Source organism: Stutzerimonas kirkiae, assembly GCF_004327335.1.
In the GTDB taxonomy this organism is placed as follows: Bacteria; Pseudomonadota; Gammaproteobacteria; order Pseudomonadales; family Pseudomonadaceae; genus Stutzerimonas; species Stutzerimonas kirkiae.
This window is the reverse complement of the sequence record NZ_QJUO01000003.1, coordinates 114,630-129,332: the sequence shown is the minus strand read 5'-3', so window position 1 is coordinate 129,332 and position 14,703 is coordinate 114,630. Positions and strand designations below refer to the sequence as shown.

The following is a 14,703-nucleotide window of genomic DNA, read 5'->3' as shown; positions in this document are numbered from 1 at the left end:
ATTTCCCGGATGGACCACAGGTCACTGCGCCGCAACGGCCGTGGGCAGAATATCGCTGGAGATCATCTCGCCAGCCGCCACCACCGGCGCCAGGTTTTCCGGCGTCTGCTGGGGCGCCACGTCGAGCAGCGGGAACAGCAGTTCGGCGACCCGGTAGGATTCCTCCAGGTGCGGATAGCCGGACAGGACGAACGTGTCGATGCCCAGCGCCGCGTATTCGTTGATGCGCTCGGCCACGGTCGCGGCATCGCCGACCAGCGCGGTACCGGCGCCACTGCGTACCAGGCCGACGCCGGCCCACAGGTTCGGCGCGACCTCCAGGCGATTGCGGTCGCCCTGGTGCAGGGCCGCCATACGCTGTTGCCCGACCGAGTCATAACGGGCCAGGGATGCCTGGGCACGCTGGATGGTGTCGTCGTCCAGATGGCTGATCAGCCGCTCGGCCGCCTGCCAGGCTTCTTCGCTGGTCTCGCGCACGATCACGTGCAGGCGGATACCGAAGCGCAGGGTGCGCCCCTGGCGCGCGGCCTTTTCACGCACACTGGCGATCTTCTCGGCCACCGCCTCCAGCGGTTCGCCCCAGGTCAGGTACAGCTCGACCTGCTCGGCGGCCAGATCCTGCGCGGCCTCGGACGAGCCGCCGAAGTACAACGGCGGACGCGGGCGCTGGACCGGAGGGTAGAGAAGCTTCGCCCCCTTGACCTGGATGTGCTTGCCTTCGTAGTCGACGTTCTCCCCTTCGAGTACCCGCCGCCAGATACGGGTGAACTCCACCGACGCCTCGTAGCGCTCGGCATGGGACAGGCGCAGGCCGTCACCGGCCAGTTCGTCCGGGTCGCCACCGGTCACCAGGTTGAACAGCGCGCGGCCATTGGACAGGCGATCCAGGGTCGCCGCCTGGCGCGCGGCCACCGTCGGCGAGATGATGCCGGGGCGCAATGCCACCAGGAACTTGAGTTTCTGCGTCACCGGGATCAGGGACGCCGCCACCAGCCAGGAATCCTCGCAGGAGCGCCCGGTGGGAATCAGTACGCCACCGTAGCCCAGGCGATCCGCCGCCTGGGCGACCTGTTGCAGGTAGCCATGATCGACCGCGCGCGCTCCTCGGGATGTTCCGAGGTAGTGCCCATCGCCGTGTGTTGGCAGAAACCAGAAAATATTGAGGCTCATTGATGTGATCTCGTGATCTCGTCATTCAGGGCCCTTCCTCTACCGGCAAAGGGCATCGTTCAAGCTGTTCAGGGAGCGGGCTTGCCCGCGAAGCTCCCGCCCCGAAGGGAAGGAGCCCGCGAAAGCGTTCAGTGGGCGTGGGCGTGGGCGTGGCCCGCCGCGGCGTTCGCCGGGGGCGTCCAGATCACGTCCTTGACGCTGAGTTTCTTCGGAATCAGCTTCAGGTCGGTGAAGGCATCGGCGATCTTCTGCTGCGCCTCGACCACCTGCGGGCTGATGAAGCTGGCGCCATAGCCTTGCCGCTCGACGGCCAGACGGGTGATATCGGTGGGCAGACCGATCAGCGGCTGCACCTGTGCGGTGGCCTCGTCCAGGTTGTTCTGCACCCACTCGCCAACGCCACGGATCTCTTCCACCAGAGTGCTGATCACCTGCGGGTGCTTCTCGGCGAAGGGGCGGGTCGCCAGGTAGAACTGGTGGTTGTCGACCAGGCCATTGCCATCGCGCAGGGTGCGTGCATCCAGTTGCTTCTCGGCGGCGGCCTGGAACGGGTCCCAGATGACCCAGGCATCCACGCTGCCACGCTCGAATGCCGCGCGCGCATCGGCGGGCGGCAGGTAGACCGGCTGGATATCGCTGTATTTCAGGCCGGCATCCTCCAGCGCACGCACCAACAGGTAATGCACGTTGGAACCCTTGTTCAACGCCACGCGCTTGCCCTTCAGCTCGGCCACCGACTTGATCGGCGAGTCCTTCGGCAACAGGATCGCCTCGCCACTGGGGGCTGGCGGCTCATGCGCGACATAAAGCAGGTCGGCGCCCGCCGCCTGGGCGAATACCGGTGGCGTTTCCCCGGTCACGCCAAAGTCGATGGAGCCGACGTTCAAGCCCTCCAGCAGTTGCGGCCCGCCAGGGAACTCGGTCCACTGCACCTCGACGCCCTGTTCGGCCAGGCGTTTCTCCAGGGTTCCCTTGGCCTTGAGCAGCACCAGCGTGCCGTATTTCTGATAGCCGATACGCAGGGATTCGGCCTGGACCTGGGTGATGGCACCCAGCGAAATGGCCGCGGCGAGCAGGGCCGCCAGGCTACGGCGCAAAGTAATGGTGCGCATGGCACTCTCCTTGAACAGATCAATGAATGGACGACCGCCAGCGGCAACCACCCGTGAACCAGCCGATACCCGGAATCGTTCCGGGCACCGAAAAAATCAGATACTCCAGCGCGACTGCACCAGCCGTTCGTAAAGTGTTTCCGGCGCCAGCGCACGGGGGCGTCGCGCCAGGATCTCGAAAAACTGCGCAAGCGCATCGTCCAGCCGTCGTTGCAAACTGGGCTCAAGGCTGGCCGGCCGCTCAGGCTCGGCATAGCTGACCTGACGGTCGATTGCATACACCCCCTGCAGCACCTCCTGGGCCTTGAGCGCCGCCAGCACCGGCTTCAGCGCATAGTCGACCACCAGCATGTGGGCCTCGCTGCCCCCCGTGGCGATCGGCAGCACCACCTTGTCCGCCAGGGCGCGCTCGGGCAACAGGTCGAGCAGCACCTTCAGCGCTCCGGCGATGGACGCCTTGTACACCGGCGTCGCCACCAGCAGGCCGTCGGCCGCGGCGATGTGCTCACGCAGGCGTAGTACCTGGGGGCTGTCGAAACACGCATGCAGCAGATCTTCCGCAACGAAGTCGCGTATGCCGTAGCACACCACCTCGACCCCGCGCCCCTGCAGCCATTCCCTGGCCTTTTCGAGCACTACCCCGCCGCGCGAACGCTCACTCGGACTGCCCGCAAGAGAAACAACCAGCATCACACCACCTGAACGACTGTGTATGGAATCAACGGTTGGGTTGCGGCGTCAGGCGCAGGTAGGGACGTACCGCACGGTAGCCCTTGGGAAAACGCTGCTTGATCTCTTCTTCGTCCTTGAGCGACGGCACGATCACCACCTCATCGCCGTCCTGCCAGTTGGCCGGCGTGGCGACCTTGTGGCTGTCGGTCAGTTGCAGCGAATCGACCACCCGCAGGATTTCGTTGAAGTTGCGGCCGGTACTGGCCGGGTAGGTAATGGTCAGCCGCACCTTCTTGTTCGGATCGATAACGAACAGTGAACGAACGGTCAGGGTATCGCTGGCGTTGGGATGGATCAGGTCGTAGAGATCGGAAACCTTGCGGTCGGCATCGGCCAGGATCGGGAAATTGACCCGGGTGCTCTGGGTTTCATTGATATCGTCGATCCACTTCACATGGGACTCCACCGGGTCCACCGAGAGCGCGATGGCCTTGACGCCACGCTTGGCGAACTCGTCCTTGAGCTTGGCGGTGAACCCCAGTTCGGTGGTGCAGACCGGTGTGAAATCGGCGGGATGGGAGAACAGGATCCCCCAACTGTCGCCCAGCCACTCATGGAAGCGGATACGCCCTTCGCTGGAGTCCTGCTCGAAGTCCGGGGCGATATCGCCAAGTCGAATACTCATTTGCCTTGCTCCTGAGGTTGTCTGTTTGCTGGGGACACTATGCTCAGGAATCATCAAAATTAAAAAGAATAAATAATGATTTATTTATCCTAAAAAAGAATATAAACAGGCCAGCATCGCCAGCCTTGGCGAGTCATACGACCACCGCCTGCGATGCCTGACGCGCACGACTCACCGCCACACCCGCGCCCATACGCCAGAAGCCCCGGCAAGAGCCCTGGACAGCGCTGCGTTGAACGAAAAATCGCCTGCCGCCGTACTTTCCTGCCCAGCACCCCGACTCCAGCGCCTCTATCGAGGCGCGTGGGTCATCACAGCCCGTTTACGGGAGGTGCATTCAGCGCCACCATAACCGCCCCAGCCCAGCACAGCGCTCCATGAACCGATATATCGCCCACCTGCAATTGCACGGCGCAGCCTTCCTGGTCGGTATTTCCGCCCTGCTCGGACAATCCCTTGCAGTCAGTGCGGGCATGATCGTCCTCGGCCGGGCGGCCTTCGCCCTGCTCGCCCTCAGCCTGTTCTGCCTGTGCCTGCGGCAGCGCCCCTGGCGCGGGGTACCGGTGGCGACGGCGGGCAAGCTGCTGGCCACCGGTAGCGCGCTGGGCATGCACTGGATATTGTTTTTCGTCGCGGTGCAGACCGGTGGCGTAGCCATGGCGACATTGGGTTTCGCGACGTTTCCAGCCTTCACCGCCCTGATCGGATGGCTGCTGTCCGGCCTGCGGCCAGGGCACATCGACAGCCTGATCCTGCTCCTGGTATCGGCCGGCCTGGTGCTGGTCACGCCGTCCTTCGATCTCAACGATAGCAGCACCGAGGGCCTGCTCTGGGGCGTGCTGTCAGGCGCCAGCTATGCCGCCATTGCCGTGGCCAACAAGCATTTCTCCAGCGATGTCGGCGGGCTGCCGGCCTGCTGGTGGCAATGCCTGGCCATCAGCCTGCTGCTCCTCCCGCCGCTCTGGCGGGAGTTGCCGTTGGTCGAAAGCCGCGACTGGCTGCTGCTGATGGCACTGGGGGTATTCTGCACCGGCCTGGCCTACAGCCTGTTCATCACCGCCCTCAAGCAAGTCAGGACCAGCACCGCTGCGGTGGTCATCGCCGTTGAGCCGGTATATGCCATTGCCGGCGCCTGGCTGGTGTTCGGCTCGACGCCCAGTGGCGGCATGCTGCTCGGTGGTGCCCTGATCCTGGGCGCCGTGGCCTGGTCGGGCCTGCGCTCGGCAAGCTGATCGACGCCACACAAACGACCCGGGGCAATTCTGCCGCCCTCCCGCCCCGAAGGAATGGCAGACATCGAGCAGACAGCGCCCTGCCGGGCGCACCATAAAAAAAAGCCGACCCCAAAGGCCGGCGAAAAGACACCTACACATAAAGCTCGCGCTACGGCGGACCGAGGATGGCGGCCCGCAGCATCTCTCCAGGGAGTCGCGAATCAACGCTTACAGCAGCGGAATGCTATAGCTGACGATCAGGCGATTCTCATCCTGGCTGGTGCTCGCGTTGCTGCGGAAACTCGCATTGCGCCAGGAGAAACCAAGACCTTTCAATGCTCCATCCTGCAGGGTGTAGTCCACGCGGAAATCGCGCTCCCACTCCTTGCGATCACTCTGCGCGGCATCGATATCGGTACCGGACAGGTAGGCCACGCTGGCTTTCAGGCCAGGCACGCCGAGGCTGGCGAAGTCATAGCCGTATTCAGCCAGCCAGGTGCGCTCGCCGGCACTGAGGAACTTGTTGATCTGGCGGTCGGTGATCAGGTAGGCGGTCGCACCGTCGCCCTGGCTCAGGAAGGGAAAGGCGCTGTCACCGGAAACCTGCTGATAGCCCAGGCCAAGCGAGTGACCGCTCAGGCTGTAGGTGAACAGGGCGCTCCAGGTACGGTTGTCGACCTCACCCGGGGAAGCGCTGCCAGCGTAGTAGCCATTGCTACTGTAGCCCTCGGCGCGACCGGCAACGCTGCCGTTCTTGCCATCGGAACTGCTGTCGAAATAACGCAGGTCGGTCTTCAGCGAGCCGGCCGGCAACACCAGGTTATGCACCAGGCCGAGGAAGTGCTGCTTGTAGAAATCCTTCAGGTTGCCGTAGTAGTACTGGGCAGTCAGGTCCTTGCTCAGCTTGTAGTCGCCACCAGCGAAGTAGAACTTGTTGGAATCCGCAAAGGGCGTGTTGTTCGGCACACCGATCCGCAGACCGATGCTGTCGCTGGAGCTGCGGGTCTTGGTGTGCTCCAGTTGGCCCGCGGTCAGGGTCAGGTTGTCGATCTCATTGGACGTGACCTGCCCGCCTTCGAACAGTTGTGGCAACAGGCGGCCATCGTTGATGTTCACTACCGGTAGCTTGGGTTGCAGGGTACCGATACGCGCCTCGGTCTTCGACAGGCGCAGCTTCAGGGTGGCGCCCGCCTTGCCATAGCTGTCCACGGCGCTGCCATCGCTTTCCTGCGGGAACAGAGCACCCGGCGCACGGCTACGCGGGATACTGCTGTCGCCACCGGAGTCCAGCTTGATACCTGCCAGACCGATCACATCGACCCCTACCCCTACAGTCCCTTCGGTGAAACCGGACTGGTAGTTGAAGATAAAGCCCTGGCCCCACTCGCTGGCTTCGCTGTTGCTGTTGGCTGTGTCCTTGTCGTTGCGGTCGAAATAGAAGTTACGCAATCCCAGGTTCGCCTTGCTGTCTTCGATAAAACCGGCCGCACCGGCCTGCTGGGCGATGACGCCCAGAGAAATAGCCAGTGCCAAGGTAGATTTGTTCATGCTCGATGCTCCAGTTGCAGGACTTGACTTCTTATGGGCCGCCGGCGTTTTCCCACGGGGCGGTCTTTTTCCACAGCTTCGGCGCTGTGCGCTTTATGAAAGCTTGATGACAAGATTAAGCAGTCACTGTAATTCTTAAAAAGAATATTTCATTTAAAACAAATTCTAAAAAGTAATATGAGGCGACGACCCGTCTTTCTAAGCTAATTCCTAAAAATTATTTATTTTAGATTTTTTATATCGTATAGCTTGTCAAAGCCCGGCCTGAACCGCCGAACGACTCCCCTCAGCCACACCAGGCTGTGCAGCTATGGATGAGGTTCCCCATGTCTCTGCAACTCAAACGCCGCCCCTTGCTGGCCCTTGGCCTGGCACTGGGCATTTTTACCGCCCTGCCCTGGACGGCGCAGGCCGATACCCAGGTGCGTATCGGCTATCAGAAATCCTCGACACTGATCAGCCTGTTGAAGACCCAGGGCAGCCTGGAACAGGTCTTGGGCAAGCAGGGCATCCGCATCAGTTGGCATGAATTCCCCAATGGCCAGCCACTGCTCGAAGCCCTGAATGTCGGCAATATCGACGTTTCCGCCGATGTGGCCGATACCGTGCCGGTATTCGCCCAGGCCGCGGGGGCCAGGCTGACCTATTTCGCCGAGGAAACCGCCTCGCCCACCGCCCAGGCGATTCTCGTGCACGAGCATTCTGCACTGCGCGACCTGAGCGACCTCAAGGGCAAGAAAGTCGCCGTGACCAAGGCGGCGGGCAGCCACTACCTGCTGCTGGCCGCCCTGACCAAGGCCGGCCTCTCCTTCAGCGATATACAGCCGGCCTACCTGACGCCGGCCGATGGCAGAGCCGCTTTCGAGAATGGCAAAGTGGATGCCTGGGTCGCCTGGGAACCCTTCCTCAGCAGCGCCCAGCAGCAGCTCGACACCCGCACCCTGGCCGATGGCCAGGGCCTGGCGGACTACAAGCGCTACTACCTGGCCTCCAGCACCTTCGCCGCACAGCACCCGCAGGTACTGGAAACCCTGTTCGAGGAACTGGTGCGCACCGGCCAGTGGCTGCGCCAGAATCCGCAGGAAGCGGCCAGTATCCTCGGGCCACTGTGGGGCAACCTGGACCCGGCCATCGTCGAGAAGGCCAATGCCCGGCGCAGCTACGATGTACGCAAGGTCAACGCGCAAAGCCTGGGCGAACAGCAGAAGATCGCGGATGCCTTCTTCAAGGAGAAACTGTTGCCAGGCAAAGTCGATGCACAGGACGTGACCATCTGGAATTGAAGTTTTCCGCATGCCCATGCGGGCCTTACGGAGTGAATCTTGTCGAGCAAGATTCCACAGGGAGGTGAACCTCGCAGGTGAGCGCTCATCCGGCGCTCACTGAAGTTCAGGGAAGATGGCGCCAGGCAACGCCATCTTCCCTTTTTTATGCATGGGCATCCATCGCCCCGCCCCTTCGGGCCGTCGCCGCACGACGTTGAAAACGACGCCCGGGCTTATGCAGTATCCGGCCGTTTTCGGCGTAGACTGTCGAGACAACCCTTTCAGGAGAACGACCATGTTACGGCAGCTTCTACTGATCCCCCTGCTACTGCTGCTCGCCGCTTGCCAGAGCCAGCCCGCGCTGCGCGACTTCGACCCGACCCGGGACTTCTCCGCCTATCGCAGTTGGAGCTGGATGGAGCCCGCCGTGCAATTCCGCCCGGCCGATCCACGCATCCAGAGCGGCCTGACCGAACAGCGCATTCGCGAAGCGGTGAGCGAACAGCTCGACCAGCACGGCCTGCGTCCGGCCCAGGGCACTGCCGACCTGCAGGTGCGCGCCTGGCTGATCGTCGATACCCGCACCCAGCAATACAGCACCGGCGGCGGTTACTGGGGCGGCCCCTGGCATCCCTATTGGGGCCCCTCGATCTATGCCGACAACCGCATCGTGGAATACCAGGTCGCCACCCTGCAGATCGACCTGCACGACGCCCGCGACGGCAAGCTGGTCTGGCGCGGCAGCGCCGAGCAGGCGCTGAGCGACCGCCAGCTCAGCCCCGCGGAACGCGCCAGCAGGATTCGCCAGATCGTCGCCAAGGTGCTGGCCCGGTATCCGACACACTAATAAACCGCATAAAGGCGCTGGAGGCTGGAAGCCGAACGGAAAGCGACTGAGATCCAGGCTTTTCGTCCAACTCCAGCCTCCAGCGCTCTTTTCGGCCCCTGGAGCGTCTACCCCTCGCGCTTGCGCTCGAAGGCGTAGAACAGGTTGGGTTCGCTCACCAGGTACAGGTTGCCGTCGTCGTCGAAGGTCAGCCCTTCCGCCTGCGGCACGCTTTCCTCCAGGCCGGCGAAGCCGCGCCAGAGCGAGCGGAAACTGACCATGTTCCCCTCGGCATCCAGCTCCAGCATCATGTTCGCTTCCTCGCTGAGCAGTACCAGGTGCCCGGTGCGCTCATCGAAATGCACCGATGCCAGGTCGGTCGCCATTTCCTTGTCCGCGATCCAGCTCTCCCGGTCGATGATCTTCAGGCCCAGGCGCCCCGCCAGGGTGTCGCGCAATCCCTGGATCTCGTAGAGCTTGCGTGGCGAATGCTCCTTGACCACGAACAGCCGGTCGCCGGCGCGATCATAGCCCAGGCCCTCGAAACCGTTGTTGTCATCGCTGTGCAAGCCCAGGGTGATCGACTGATAATCCTCACGCTGCAACGGCCCCGGCGTCTTCGGCACCGGCACGATGACCAGCGACTGCCGACGCTCCTCGGCCACTACCAGCAGCCCGTCGCCGAGGTAGGTGACGCCCTCCACATCGGAGAAGCCCTGCAACGGATAACGCGCGATAAAGCGGCCATCCTTGCCGATCGCCAGCAGTTCCTCGGGGTTGTTGACCACGGCCCAGAGATGATCGGCGCGCTCGTCGTAGGTCAGGCCGGAAAGATTGTTCTCCACCGTGGCCACCGGCAGGGCATCGATCTTCACTTCGTATTCGGGCAACCAGAGGCTGCGCGTCGACCAGTTACTCTCATGCCAGGAGGTCTTGATCGAGAACAGCAACCGATCATCCAGGTGGAAAAACGCAGCCAGGAGGAACAGGCCGGAAAAGCCCGCTGCCGATAACCACATCCATGGGCGTACCACGGGTAGCTGTCCCAGCATCCCCTTGGCAATTGAAATCATTTTTTTCTCTATTTCTGAAATGAGCACCGACATTACACCAGCGTCATGGCAATTACCTTACAAAAGGGAACCCGCCCTGGGCGATCGCGTCAGGCATGCCAAACAGCCGGGAAAAGCGCTGGCAAGCCGGGGTCGGACGAAAATGCGGACAGCCCGTGGTTTTCGTCCAGCACTCCAGCCTCCAGCGCATTTACCGAACTGCCTTGGCGTGGGATAACGACATAACAGGCTTTCCCTGGGAACTCACCGTTGGCCAGGCCATCCGATGATTCAGCGAACAATGGCTGAGGAATGACGCAATGCGCACGGAAAGTTTTTTCGAATGGCTGGGCCAGTTACTGGGGAGCATCATCCGCACCATCGTCGATGCTCTGGAAGGCTTCTTCGATCTGATCGCCAGCGCCGGCCATAACTTCCTCGAAGGGTTGTCCGGTGCGCTGGGCATGGACCACTCCCTGCTCAGCCTGGTGGCCCTGGTGCTGGGCTTGTGGCTGCTGTTCAGCGCCGTGCGCGCCTTCATGCGCAGATCCTTTATCAGTGGGCTGATCTGGCTGCTGCTCGGCCTGTGGTTGATGAGTTGGCTGATTCGCTGATGCACCCGGATGATGCAATAGCACCAAAATAGCGCACGGACACTCTTCAGCCCTCCCTGGAAAAACCTCTTGCCCCCGCGGCCTTGCAGGCTTGCGGACGACTTGCAGGCGATTGGCACGGTATTCGCTCTGTCCTGGCGGAGAGACCCGCAAGGGTGCGGTACGACAATTTGCAATGGCTGACTAGGGTTCCGGCCCGCCCATGAGGCGAGCGTCTGGTCCGAGAGTTGGCGACCTCGTTCGGGGTTACACGGCGGGACAAAAGCCCGGGAGAACGCGCCATGCATGGTCGCGCCGTTCCCTGCCCGCATTCAAACGAACCCGGAGGTTCCCATGCGCAAATCCCTGTCGAGCACCCTGGCCGCCGCCAGCCTGTCCGCCCTCCTCCTCAGCATTCCCGCACACGCCGCGAGCAAGGACAGTTTCAGCGTCTGCTGGAGCATCTATGCCGGCTGGATGCCCTGGGAATACGGTGCTTCCCAAGGCATCGTCGACAAATGGGCGAAGAAGTACGGTATCGACATCGACGTGGTACAGATCAACGACTACGTGGAGTCGATCAACCAGTACAGCGCCGGCCAGTTCGACGGCTGCAGCATGACCAACATGGACGCCCTGACCATTCCCGCGGCGGGCGGCGTGGACAGCACGGCGCTGATCATCGGCGACTTCTCCAACGGCAACGATGGCATCGTCATCAAGGGCGAAGGCAAGCGCCTCGAGGACCTCAAGGGGCTGCCGGTCAACCTGGTCGAACTGTCGGTGTCCCACTACCTGCTGGCCCGTGGCCTGGAAAGTGTCGGCCTGAGCGAACGCGACCTGAAAGTGGTCAACACCTCGGATGCCGACATGGTCGCGGTCTTCGGCAGCGCCGAGGTCAAGGCGAGCGCCACCTGGAACCCGCTGCTGGCCGAGATCGAGGCCCGGCCCGGGGTCAGCAAGGTGTTCGACTCCAGCCAGATTCCCGGCGAGATCATCGACCTGATGGTGGTCAACAGCGACACCCTCGAGGACAACCCGGCCTTCGGCAAGGCGCTGACGGGCGCCTGGTACGAGATCATGGCGGTGATGAGCGAAGACTCCGAGCGCGGCAAGGCGGCCCGGGAACATATGGCCAAAGCCTCCGGCACCGACCTGCCCGGCTATGAGGCCCAGCTCGCCAAGACCCGCATGTTCTACTCGGCCAACGAAGCCGCCGCCTTCGCCAACGGCGAGCAGTTGCCGCAGACCATGGCGCGCATCGCCGCCTTCTCCTTCGAGCACGGCCTGCTCGGCGCCGGCGCCCAGAGCGCCGACGCCGTGGGCATGAGCTTCGCCAACGGCGTCAGCCATGGTGACAGCGACAACATCAAGCTGCGCTTCGAGCCAGGCTACATGCAACTGGCCGCCGACGGCGCGCTCTGAAACCCATAGAGCCCTTGGGAGCGGCCCCGGCCGCGAATAGCGGTGCCACCCGCCAGCGCCAAGCGCTTCGCGGGGCAGCCCGCTCCCACGGGAACAGAGCCCCCATGCGGATACGCGAGAAACTGCCATGCGCCTGATCAATCGCACACCTACGCGCAGCACACGCCTGAGCCTGGCACTGCTGCCCTTCGCCCTGCTGCTGTTCATCTACTTCAGCGGCTCGGCCAGCCGCCTGGCGGAAAATCCCAACGACAAGCTGCTGCCCAGCGCCAGCCAGATGGCCACGGCCATGGAGCGCCTGGCCTTTACCGAAGACCGCCGCAGCGGCGACTACCTGTTCTGGCAGGACACCGCCTCCAGCCTCAAGCGGCTCGGCATGGGCATCGGCATCGCCGCCCTGTGCGGCCTGAGCCTGGGACTGGCGGCCGGTACCCTGCCGCTGTTCGGTGCCTCGCTGTCGCCGCTGCTGGCGGTGCTGTCGATGGTGCCGCCGCTGGCGATCCTGCCGATCCTGTTCATCGTCTTCGGCCTGGGCGAACTGTCCAAGGTGATGCTGATCGTCATCGGTATCACGCCGATCCTCGCCCGCGACATCGAACAACGCGCGCGGGAGATCCCCAACGAATTGCTGATCAAGGCACAGACCCTCGGCGCCAGCACCTGGACATTGATCCTGCGGGTGGTGCTGCCGCAACTGCTGCCGCGCTTATTGATCGCCCTGCGCCTGGTGCTCGGTGCCGCCTGGCTGTTCCTGATCGCCGCCGAGGCCATCGCCAGCACCGACGGCCTGGGTTATCGCATCTTCCTGGTGCGCCGCTACATGGCGATGGACGTGATCCTGCCCTACGTGCTGTGGATCACCCTGCTCGCCTGGCTGATGGACCTCGGCCTGCGACAACTGACGCGGCTGGCCTTTCCCTGGTACGAAGGAGCCAAGTCATGAGCGCACTCCCGTTTATCCGTGTCAGCAATATCTGGCAGCAATATGGCGACCAGGTCGTGCTGGAAGGCCTGAGCCTGGATATCGCCGAAGGCGAATTCTGCACCCTGGTCGGCGCCTCGGGATGCGGCAAGTCCACCTTCCTGCGCCTGCTGCTGGGCCAGGAGCGCCCGAGCAAGGGTCGCATCCTGCTGTCCGGCACGCCGCTGGCGGACGAACCGGACGCCAGCCGCGGCGTAGTGTTCCAGCGCTACTCGGTATTCCCCCACCTGTCGGTACTGGACAACGTCGCCATCGGCCTGGAACTGCCGCGCGCACCGCTGCTGGGCCGCCTGCTCGGCAAGGCGAAACGCGAAGCCCGTGAACAGGCCGCGGCGATGCTGGCCAGGGTCGGCCTCGGGCATGCCCTGGACAAGTACCCGAGCCAGTTGTCCGGTGGCATGCAGCAACGCCTGGCGATCGCCCAGGCGCTGATCATGAAACCGCGCATCCTGCTGCTGGACGAGCCCTTCGGTGCCCTCGACCCGGGCATCCGCAAGGACATGCACGGCCTGCTGCTGGAGTTGTGGAACGAGACCCGGCTGACCGTCTTCATGGTCACCCATGACCTCAGCGAAGGCTTCAGCCTCGGCACCCGCCTGCTGGTCTTCGACAAGGTACGCCACGACCCACATGCGCCGAACGCCTTCGGTGCGCGCATCACCTACGACATTCCCCTGAACAGCGGCCGCCGCGCCGCCATCGAGCTGCTGCCGACGCATCTCGTCGACAGCCTGCAAGCCGATCACCAAGGAGCCCAAGCATGACAGCCTCCCTCACCCTGCGCCCGACTCTCTACGAGGAAACCGTCCCCGCTGGCGGCCATACCTCGTTCGTGCTCAAGCGCGGCCAGTTGCTACGCATCAGCGATGTCGAAGGCGGCGCCAACGTCAGCCTGCTGCTGTTCAACGCCAGCGAAAAAAGCGAGCGCCTGAACCTGCCCGACACCCTCAAGGGCCAGCACACCGCCAGGCTCACCAGCGGCCACTGCCTGTACTCGGACATGGGCCGCGTACTGGCCGCCATCACCGCCGACACCTGCGGCTGGCACGACAGCTTCGGCGGCGTGCTGAATGCCGAGGAAGTCGCCGAGAAGTATGGCCAGGGCCGCTACCAGGAACTGCGCAACGGCTTCTTCCGCAACGGCATGGACAACCTGCTGGTGGAAATGGGCAAGTGGAACCTGAACCTGCAGGACCTGCTGATGAACCTCAACCTGTTCAGCCGGGTGGATGTCGATGCCGCCGGAACCTTCCACTTCCAGCCCGGCAACAGCAAGGCCGGCGACTACATCGAACTCTACGCGCCGATGGACACCCTGGTGGTGCTCACCGCCCTGCAACACCCGATGGACCCGAACCCCCACTACGCGCCCAAGCCGGTCAGGCTGAGCTGGAGCAAGGTCGAGAGCGACGGCATCAGCGTGCTCTGCCGCACCTCGCGCCCGGAGAACGGCCGCGCCTTCCACAACACCGAACGGCTTTATATCTGAGGGAGTCCCCATGAGCCTGACCGCCAGCGACAAACACGCTGCCACCGCCAGCTTCCGCCACACCATCCCGGCCGGCGAGCCCTACCTGTTCGAGGTCCGGGCCGGGCAGACCCTGCGCCTGCTCGACCTGGAGGGCAACCAGGCGGTGGACACGCTGTTCTACAGCGCCAGCAACCCGCGCGAACGCTTCGACCCGCAGCGCACCCTGCGCCGGCAGAACAACGTCTACCTGACCACCGGCACGGTGCTCTACTCCAACCTCGGCAAGCCGCTGCTGAGCATCGTCGCCGACACCTGCGGCCGCCACGACACCCTCGGCGGCGCCTGCGCCCAGGAGAGCAACACGGTGCGCTACGCCCTGGACAAGCGCTACATGCACAGCTGCCGCGACAACTTCCTGCGCGCCAGCCTGCACGATGGCCGCCTGGAGAAACGCGACATCGGCGCCAATATCAACTTCTTCATGAACGTACCGGTAACGCCCGAGGGCGGCCTGACCTTCGAGGACGGCATCTCCGCGCCCGGCAAGTACGTAGAACTGCTCGCGCACCAGGATGTCATCGTGCTGATCTCCAACTGCCCGCAATTGAACAACCCCTGCAATGGCTGGAACCCGACCCCGGCCGAGGTGCTGGTGTGGTGAATAAAAACCGAAAAGAGCGCTGAAGGC

The 14,703-nt window shown here is 63.4% G+C and carries 15 protein-coding genes and 1 riboswitch; of the genes, 9 read left to right on the top strand and 6 right to left on the bottom strand.

Features of this window, described 5'->3' with window-relative positions:
- Positions 1 to 21 precede the first annotated feature (21 nt).
- The 4 genes from ssuD to DNJ95_RS03460 all read right to left on the bottom strand — a co-directional run bounded on the left by ssuD (position 22) and on the right by DNJ95_RS03460 (position 3,639).
- The gene (gene ssuD, locus DNJ95_RS03475; RefSeq protein WP_131183325.1) at positions 22 to 1,170 is read right to left on the bottom strand and encodes an FMNH2-dependent alkanesulfonate monooxygenase; all 1,149 of its coding nucleotides are present in this window, start codon (positions 1,168 to 1,170) and stop codon (positions 22 to 24) included.
- A gap of 128 nt (positions 1,171 to 1,298) precedes the next feature.
- On the bottom strand, positions 1,299 to 2,282 hold the full coding sequence (locus DNJ95_RS03470) for a sulfonate ABC transporter substrate-binding protein (RefSeq protein WP_131183324.1): 984 nt from the start codon (positions 2,280 to 2,282) through the stop codon (positions 1,299 to 1,301).
- 96 nt (positions 2,283 to 2,378) lie between these two features.
- Positions 2,379 to 2,972 (bottom strand): NADPH-dependent FMN reductase, encoded by a 594-nt coding sequence (gene ssuE, locus DNJ95_RS03465; RefSeq protein ID WP_131183323.1) that lies wholly within the window; start codon positions 2,970 to 2,972, stop codon positions 2,379 to 2,381.
- Positions 2,973 to 3,000: 28 nt separating this feature from the next.
- The gene (locus tag DNJ95_RS03460; protein WP_131183322.1) at positions 3,001 to 3,639 is read right to left on the bottom strand and encodes a peroxiredoxin; all 639 of its coding nucleotides are present in this window, start codon (positions 3,637 to 3,639) and stop codon (positions 3,001 to 3,003) included.
- A gap of 377 nt (positions 3,640 to 4,016) precedes the next feature.
- Between DNJ95_RS03460 and DNJ95_RS03455 the strand changes: the two genes are divergently transcribed.
- Positions 4,017 to 4,871 carry a DMT family transporter gene (locus tag DNJ95_RS03455; protein WP_131183321.1) on the top strand — a complete coding sequence of 285 codons (855 nt, stop codon included), beginning with the start codon at positions 4,017 to 4,019 and terminating at the stop codon, positions 4,869 to 4,871.
- 210 nt (positions 4,872 to 5,081) lie between these two features.
- On the opposite strand, the gene DNJ95_RS03450 is transcribed toward DNJ95_RS03455, so the two are convergent.
- Positions 5,082 to 6,401, bottom strand: a complete 1,320-nt coding sequence (locus DNJ95_RS03450) for an OprD family porin (protein ID WP_131183320.1) — start codon at positions 6,399 to 6,401, stop codon at positions 5,082 to 5,084.
- A 326-nt stretch (positions 6,402 to 6,727) separates the two neighbouring features.
- Between DNJ95_RS03450 and DNJ95_RS03445 the strand changes: the two genes are divergently transcribed.
- Together DNJ95_RS03445 and DNJ95_RS03440 are read left to right on the top strand one after the other, a co-directional pair.
- Positions 6,728 to 7,684: an aliphatic sulfonate ABC transporter substrate-binding protein gene (locus DNJ95_RS03445; RefSeq protein ID WP_242671843.1), complete on the top strand. Its 957-nt coding sequence runs from the start codon at positions 6,728 to 6,730 to the stop codon at positions 7,682 to 7,684.
- A gap of 277 nt (positions 7,685 to 7,961) precedes the next feature.
- Positions 7,962 to 8,513 (top strand): DUF4136 domain-containing protein, encoded by a 552-nt coding sequence (locus DNJ95_RS03440; protein ID WP_131183318.1) that lies wholly within the window; start codon positions 7,962 to 7,964, stop codon positions 8,511 to 8,513.
- Between the two features lie 107 nt (positions 8,514 to 8,620).
- Here the strand turns inward: DNJ95_RS03440 and DNJ95_RS03435 are convergent, their stop codons facing one another.
- A complete protein-coding gene (locus tag DNJ95_RS03435; protein ID WP_131183317.1) occupies positions 8,621 to 9,565 on the bottom strand; it encodes an SdiA-regulated domain-containing protein in 945 nt (314 codons plus the stop codon).
- Positions 9,566 to 9,864: 299 nt separating this feature from the next.
- Between DNJ95_RS03435 and DNJ95_RS03430 the strand changes: the two genes are divergently transcribed.
- The 6 genes from DNJ95_RS03430 (at position 9,865) to DNJ95_RS03405 (ending at position 14,676) form a co-directional block, all read left to right on the top strand.
- Positions 9,865 to 10,158: a hypothetical protein gene (locus DNJ95_RS03430; RefSeq protein WP_131183316.1), complete on the top strand. Its 294-nt coding sequence runs from the start codon at positions 9,865 to 9,867 to the stop codon at positions 10,156 to 10,158.
- Positions 10,159 to 10,330: 172 nt separating this feature from the next.
- Positions 10,331 to 10,433, top strand: a riboswitch (guanidine-I (ykkC/yxkD leader).
- Between the two features lie 58 nt (positions 10,434 to 10,491).
- Positions 10,492 to 11,562 (top strand): putative urea ABC transporter substrate-binding protein, encoded by a 1,071-nt coding sequence (locus DNJ95_RS03425; RefSeq protein WP_131183315.1) that lies wholly within the window; start codon positions 10,492 to 10,494, stop codon positions 11,560 to 11,562.
- A 127-nt stretch (positions 11,563 to 11,689) separates the two neighbouring features.
- The gene (locus DNJ95_RS03420) at positions 11,690 to 12,505 is read left to right on the top strand and encodes an ABC transporter permease (RefSeq protein ID WP_131183314.1); all 816 of its coding nucleotides are present in this window, start codon (positions 11,690 to 11,692) and stop codon (positions 12,503 to 12,505) included.
- Positions 12,502 to 13,308, top strand: coding sequence for an ABC transporter ATP-binding protein (locus tag DNJ95_RS03415; RefSeq protein WP_131183313.1), 807 nt, complete (start codon positions 12,502 to 12,504; stop codon positions 13,306 to 13,308). The genes DNJ95_RS03420 and DNJ95_RS03415 overlap by 4 nt, the downstream gene beginning before the upstream one ends.
- Positions 13,305 to 14,033 carry an urea amidolyase associated protein UAAP1 gene (locus DNJ95_RS03410; RefSeq protein WP_131183312.1) on the top strand — a complete coding sequence of 243 codons (729 nt, stop codon included), beginning with the start codon at positions 13,305 to 13,307 and terminating at the stop codon, positions 14,031 to 14,033. Before DNJ95_RS03415 ends, DNJ95_RS03410 begins: the two co-directional genes overlap by 4 nt.
- Before the next feature lie 10 nt (positions 14,034 to 14,043).
- On the top strand, positions 14,044 to 14,676 hold the full coding sequence (locus DNJ95_RS03405; RefSeq protein WP_131183311.1) for an urea amidolyase associated protein UAAP2: 633 nt from the start codon (positions 14,044 to 14,046) through the stop codon (positions 14,674 to 14,676).
- The last annotated feature ends 27 nt before the right edge of the window (positions 14,677 to 14,703 follow it).

Bases quoted from the DNA above. Each gene is read 5' to 3' on its own strand.
- ssuD (WP_131183325.1), bottom strand. From the start codon at position 1,170: ATGAGCCTCAATATTTTCTGGTTTCTGCCAACACACGGCGATGGGCAC.
- DNJ95_RS03470 (WP_131183324.1), bottom strand. From the start codon at position 2,282: ATGCGCACCATTACTTTGCGCCGTAGCCTGGCGGCCCTGCTCGCCGCG.
- ssuE (WP_131183323.1), bottom strand. From the start codon at position 2,972: ATGCTGGTTGTTTCTCTTGCGGGCAGTCCGAGTGAGCGTTCGCGCGGC.
- DNJ95_RS03460 (WP_131183322.1), bottom strand. From the start codon at position 3,639: ATGAGTATTCGACTTGGCGATATCGCCCCGGACTTCGAGCAGGACTCC.
- DNJ95_RS03455 (WP_131183321.1), top strand. From the start codon at position 4,017: ATGAACCGATATATCGCCCACCTGCAATTGCACGGCGCAGCCTTCCTG.
- DNJ95_RS03450 (WP_131183320.1), bottom strand. From the start codon at position 6,401: ATGAACAAATCTACCTTGGCACTGGCTATTTCTCTGGGCGTCATCGCC.
- DNJ95_RS03445 (WP_242671843.1), top strand. From the start codon at position 6,728: ATGTCTCTGCAACTCAAACGCCGCCCCTTGCTGGCCCTTGGCCTGGCA.
- DNJ95_RS03440 (WP_131183318.1), top strand. From the start codon at position 7,962: ATGTTACGGCAGCTTCTACTGATCCCCCTGCTACTGCTGCTCGCCGCT.
- DNJ95_RS03435 (WP_131183317.1), bottom strand. From the start codon at position 9,565: ATGATTTCAATTGCCAAGGGGATGCTGGGACAGCTACCCGTGGTACGC.
- DNJ95_RS03430 (WP_131183316.1), top strand. From the start codon at position 9,865: ATGCGCACGGAAAGTTTTTTCGAATGGCTGGGCCAGTTACTGGGGAGC.
- DNJ95_RS03425 (WP_131183315.1), top strand. From the start codon at position 10,492: ATGCGCAAATCCCTGTCGAGCACCCTGGCCGCCGCCAGCCTGTCCGCC.
- DNJ95_RS03420 (WP_131183314.1), top strand. From the start codon at position 11,690: ATGCGCCTGATCAATCGCACACCTACGCGCAGCACACGCCTGAGCCTG.
- DNJ95_RS03415 (WP_131183313.1), top strand. From the start codon at position 12,502: ATGAGCGCACTCCCGTTTATCCGTGTCAGCAATATCTGGCAGCAATAT.
- DNJ95_RS03410 (WP_131183312.1), top strand. From the start codon at position 13,305: ATGACAGCCTCCCTCACCCTGCGCCCGACTCTCTACGAGGAAACCGTC.
- DNJ95_RS03405 (WP_131183311.1), top strand. From the start codon at position 14,044: ATGAGCCTGACCGCCAGCGACAAACACGCTGCCACCGCCAGCTTCCGC.